General features: G+C 42.7%; 6 protein-coding genes. All 6 read right to left on the bottom strand.

The features are described from left to right. Positions 1–272, bottom strand: a 272-nt coding sequence (locus tag PF479_RS12575) for a hypothetical protein (RefSeq protein ID WP_298007107.1), incomplete at its 3' end; no start/stop codon positions are given. A 113-nt stretch (positions 273–385) separates the two neighbouring features. Next, positions 386–1,594 carry a phage terminase large subunit gene (locus PF479_RS12580; protein ID WP_298007110.1) on the bottom strand — a complete coding sequence of 403 codons (1,209 nt, stop codon included), beginning with the start codon at positions 1,592–1,594 and terminating at the stop codon, positions 386–388. Then, positions 1,591–2,091, bottom strand: coding sequence for a hypothetical protein (locus tag PF479_RS12585; protein WP_298007113.1), 501 nt, complete (start codon positions 2,089–2,091; stop codon positions 1,591–1,593). The genes PF479_RS12580 and PF479_RS12585 overlap by 4 nt, the downstream gene beginning before the upstream one ends. Positions 2,092–2,098: 7 nt before the next feature. After that, on the bottom strand, positions 2,099–2,257 hold the full coding sequence (locus PF479_RS12590; RefSeq protein WP_298007116.1) for a hypothetical protein: 159 nt from the start codon (positions 2,255–2,257) through the stop codon (positions 2,099–2,101). After that, positions 2,254–2,445, bottom strand: coding sequence for a helix-turn-helix domain-containing protein (locus tag PF479_RS12595; RefSeq protein WP_298007118.1), 192 nt, complete (start codon positions 2,443–2,445; stop codon positions 2,254–2,256). Before PF479_RS12595 ends, PF479_RS12590 begins: the two co-directional genes overlap by 4 nt. Positions 2,446–2,565: 120 nt before the next feature. Beyond that, entirely contained in the window at positions 2,566–3,264 is a 699-nt protein-coding gene (locus PF479_RS12600) for a site-specific integrase (protein ID WP_298007121.1), read from the bottom strand. Positions 3,265–3,434: the final 170 nt, after the last annotated feature.

Below are 3,434 nucleotides of genomic sequence, written 5' to 3' on the forward strand. Positions count from 1 at the left end.
GCAATAGCATCAGCACCATCAAATGATTCTCCTCCAGCAGCACTATGATGTTCTATATATCCGTTATGGTTAAAGTTTAAATTTAAAATTGTACGGATGTCATTCGTCTCATTTATTGGTGCCTCTATATGAACTATATCCTTCTCTATTTCATCAGTATTCTGGGTGTTTCCATCTTCTTTTATGTTTGATGAATTATGAGTTATTTCTGAATTAGAAGCACATGAAATAGCGAGAAATAAGCTGAATAGTAAATATAGAGGTTTGTGCATTGTACAATCTCCCAAATAGATTTTGAATAATAAATAAGATTATACCATTAACTTTTCTTAATCTCTGTTTTTATTGAAAATAAACTATCATATACAATGAAGGAACAATTTATTTAATTCATTATGATACCATTTTGATTATGACTAAAGATCCCATACCTCATGGCATCCATATAATGATCATTTATCTTGATGATCCTGTCCTCTTCATCCCGGGCATAGTCCCATATCTCGGAGAGGACTCCGGAGCATTCTGAGCAGATGAAGAAGAGGTTTTGTTCTATCAGGCTGTTGATGTAATCAATACCGGGATCCACACTGTTATTGGCCTTCTGGCCTCCTGTGATTTCCTGGATACGTTCTCCTCCTGCGGGATCACAATATACGGGCATATCATCATCGTACCAGCCTTGCTTTATCAGCTGATCATTGAAGCTTCTGGTGGTGATGTTATGACCGCCATGGTCTTTGACTATATAGACCTTTTCCCCAGAATAACCAATCTTCACATTAGTGATATTCAATCCAAAGTCCTGACCGGATGTGTAGTAGTCCATCTCTGGAAGGTCTTCGGGTGAGATGATCATATCCTCTTCAAAGTGCTCATAGATGCAGCCTTCACCTTTGATCCAGAGTCCGGAGAGGAAACGGGCTTTCTGTTTCTCTGGGAGATTGTCCAGGACATCTTCAATATAACCACTGTCCAGGTGTTCCTGATTATCTACCGGATTGATCAGCATGGAGATGTATAGGTTTGGTTTATTCAGAGGTTCTTCAGTCTTGAAGTCGATCTTCCGGACAAAGATCTTATAGGTCCAGTGAAGGGGAGATCCGGGATTACAGTCATATAGGAAGATGTTCCGGCATCCGGGTGTCTTCATGGCCAGACGGGAATAGGCGGTTGTCACCGCATGGTAGGAAAGCTGTGAGACTTCATTAAAGTAGATGGTGTTGTATTCATGGCCCAGGATTCGATCAACCTGTTCCCGGTCTCCCAGTCCTCCAATCCATATCTCACTGCCATTGTAGAGGGATATATAACTCTCATGTTTTACATAATTGTAGCGGTCTGATCCGATGGTCTGATCCAACCAGGGCAGCAGGGTTTCATGTAGGACTGAGCTGCGGGCATCCTTTAATCTGAGTCGGCAGATCAGGTGACGACTGCCGGGATACTGTATGGCTCTGAAGATCAATACCATCACAAGGATCGTTGTTTTCCCGCTCCTTGATCCTCCGAAGAGGAGAATATGTTTGGCTTTACTTTTGACTAGGGAGAGAGCCTTCCTCTGGGCAGAGGTCGGCAGAAATCGAATGGTCATACACCTTTGAACTCTTCGAAGAAAGATATCTCCAGCTGCTTCAGTGTACCTGGTTGATCATGCTCTTCATTCTTTAGGATATTGGTTTCAATTTGTGTACATGACTTCATCCAGTCCAGGATAGTACCTTGTGATATTTCTTCAGGGTCCAGCTTCTCCAATCTCTTCTCAACAAGATCCAGCATCTTCTTTGATAACTCAAGATGTTTGGCTTCCCGTTCCCGGAGAGCCTTCTCATTTTCGGATAGCCGTACCTTATCCAGATGAGAGTCATACTTCTCTGATCTGATTACCCAGGCATAACGTTTTGACCAGGCATGCCAGATGCCACTGCGGCTCTCTGGCAAATCCCGATCTTTCATGACCTTGCGTATGCTTCGGTCTCCACCATAATTCCGGTACAAACAAAATGCTGTATAGGCGGCATTGGTTTCACCCGGCTGACGGAGCCAGCACTCTTCTTCGATAAACTTATCAGCTGGTATAATATCAGACATGATAGACTTAACGCTTTCTGGCTGAGAGTTCTTCAATAACTCTCAGGCTGTTTTCAAACTCACTTTCCCATTCCTTGTTCTTCATGGTGTGGGCATGATCCTTCCGGGATTTCAGGAATGTGAAGGCCTGCTTAATAGTTTCCTCCGTCAGATAAGGCTTCTTCATTTGGTTTCTTTTCCTGCAGCGGGTACAGCATTTCCTCTGATCCATTCCTCCACTTTGACCTGATCAAAGAGTAAACGACTCCCCAGTTTGATATGGGGAATTTTCTTTTGGGACGCATAAGTATACAGAGTTTTGGCACTCAGCCGTGTAAACTCAGCAGCTTCATCTACAGTCAATAATCCTTCCATCTGTTCTACCTCCAGTAACGATTGATAGGGTGATAACAAATCCTCTATCTTTTCTCTGTAAGTAGAACAGTAAAGAAAAAATACCACCTCAAGGGGTGGGGTTTCCCCCACCTGGAACAATCAACCGACATTGGAGAAAGGGATAATCTTTGCCTGGATATTGCTGACATCGTTAAAATCACCATGCTTAAAGTGGGTATAATTATCAGTCATCTTTCCGGACTTATGCCCAGTCAGTTTCTGCAACTTACTGTCAGCAATATTATTACTCCTCATTATGGTGTTGAAGTAATGACGCCAACTGTGAAAGGAATACCCTTTCGCTTTACGATCCTCTTCATCAATCCCCAATTTCTTAAGAGCCCTATCCAGAGACTTTCCCATGCTCCACTGTGTTACCGGTTTTGATTTATCCTTTCCCAGACAAAAAAGCATATCTTCCTGATCACCATTGGATAGTTCCTTAAGCATCACTTCGAGAGATTCGGGCAAAGGAATTTCTCGATTCTCCTTGGTCTTGGTAGGAGTGAAACCCTGCTTGTAAATATATTGCTTAGAAACAGTGATGTAACCGCCTTTGAGATCCTTTAGTTGAATACCTATTACTTCACTCATTCTCATACCTGTACAGGCGGCCAACAGGTTTCCCAAATAATAAACTTTATTATCCCATAACTCAGGCATCCTGGAATAATCAAAAATCTGCCGCACCGTTTCTTGATTAAATACTCCCCGGACTTTGGAATTGTTTTGCAGATAAGGGGTTTTCTTTGTTATATCCTCTAAGATCAGATCACGCCGCACTGCCTCGCTGAGCATGATATGAAGGTTCTTCAAGCTGCCATTGATAGTCTTATTAGCATAAGGTCGACCCGTTTTCTGGCTTGTTTTGGTCTGTAACAACCCTACTGTTCCGCGCCAGCTGACAATTCCCCTACGTGCCTGTTGATGTTACCAGAGATTGACAATAGGCATTGCCGAATAAAAAC

The organism is Oceanispirochaeta sp., from assembly GCF_027859075.1.
In the GTDB taxonomy this organism is placed as follows: Bacteria; Spirochaetota; Spirochaetia; order DSM-2461; family DSM-2461; genus Oceanispirochaeta.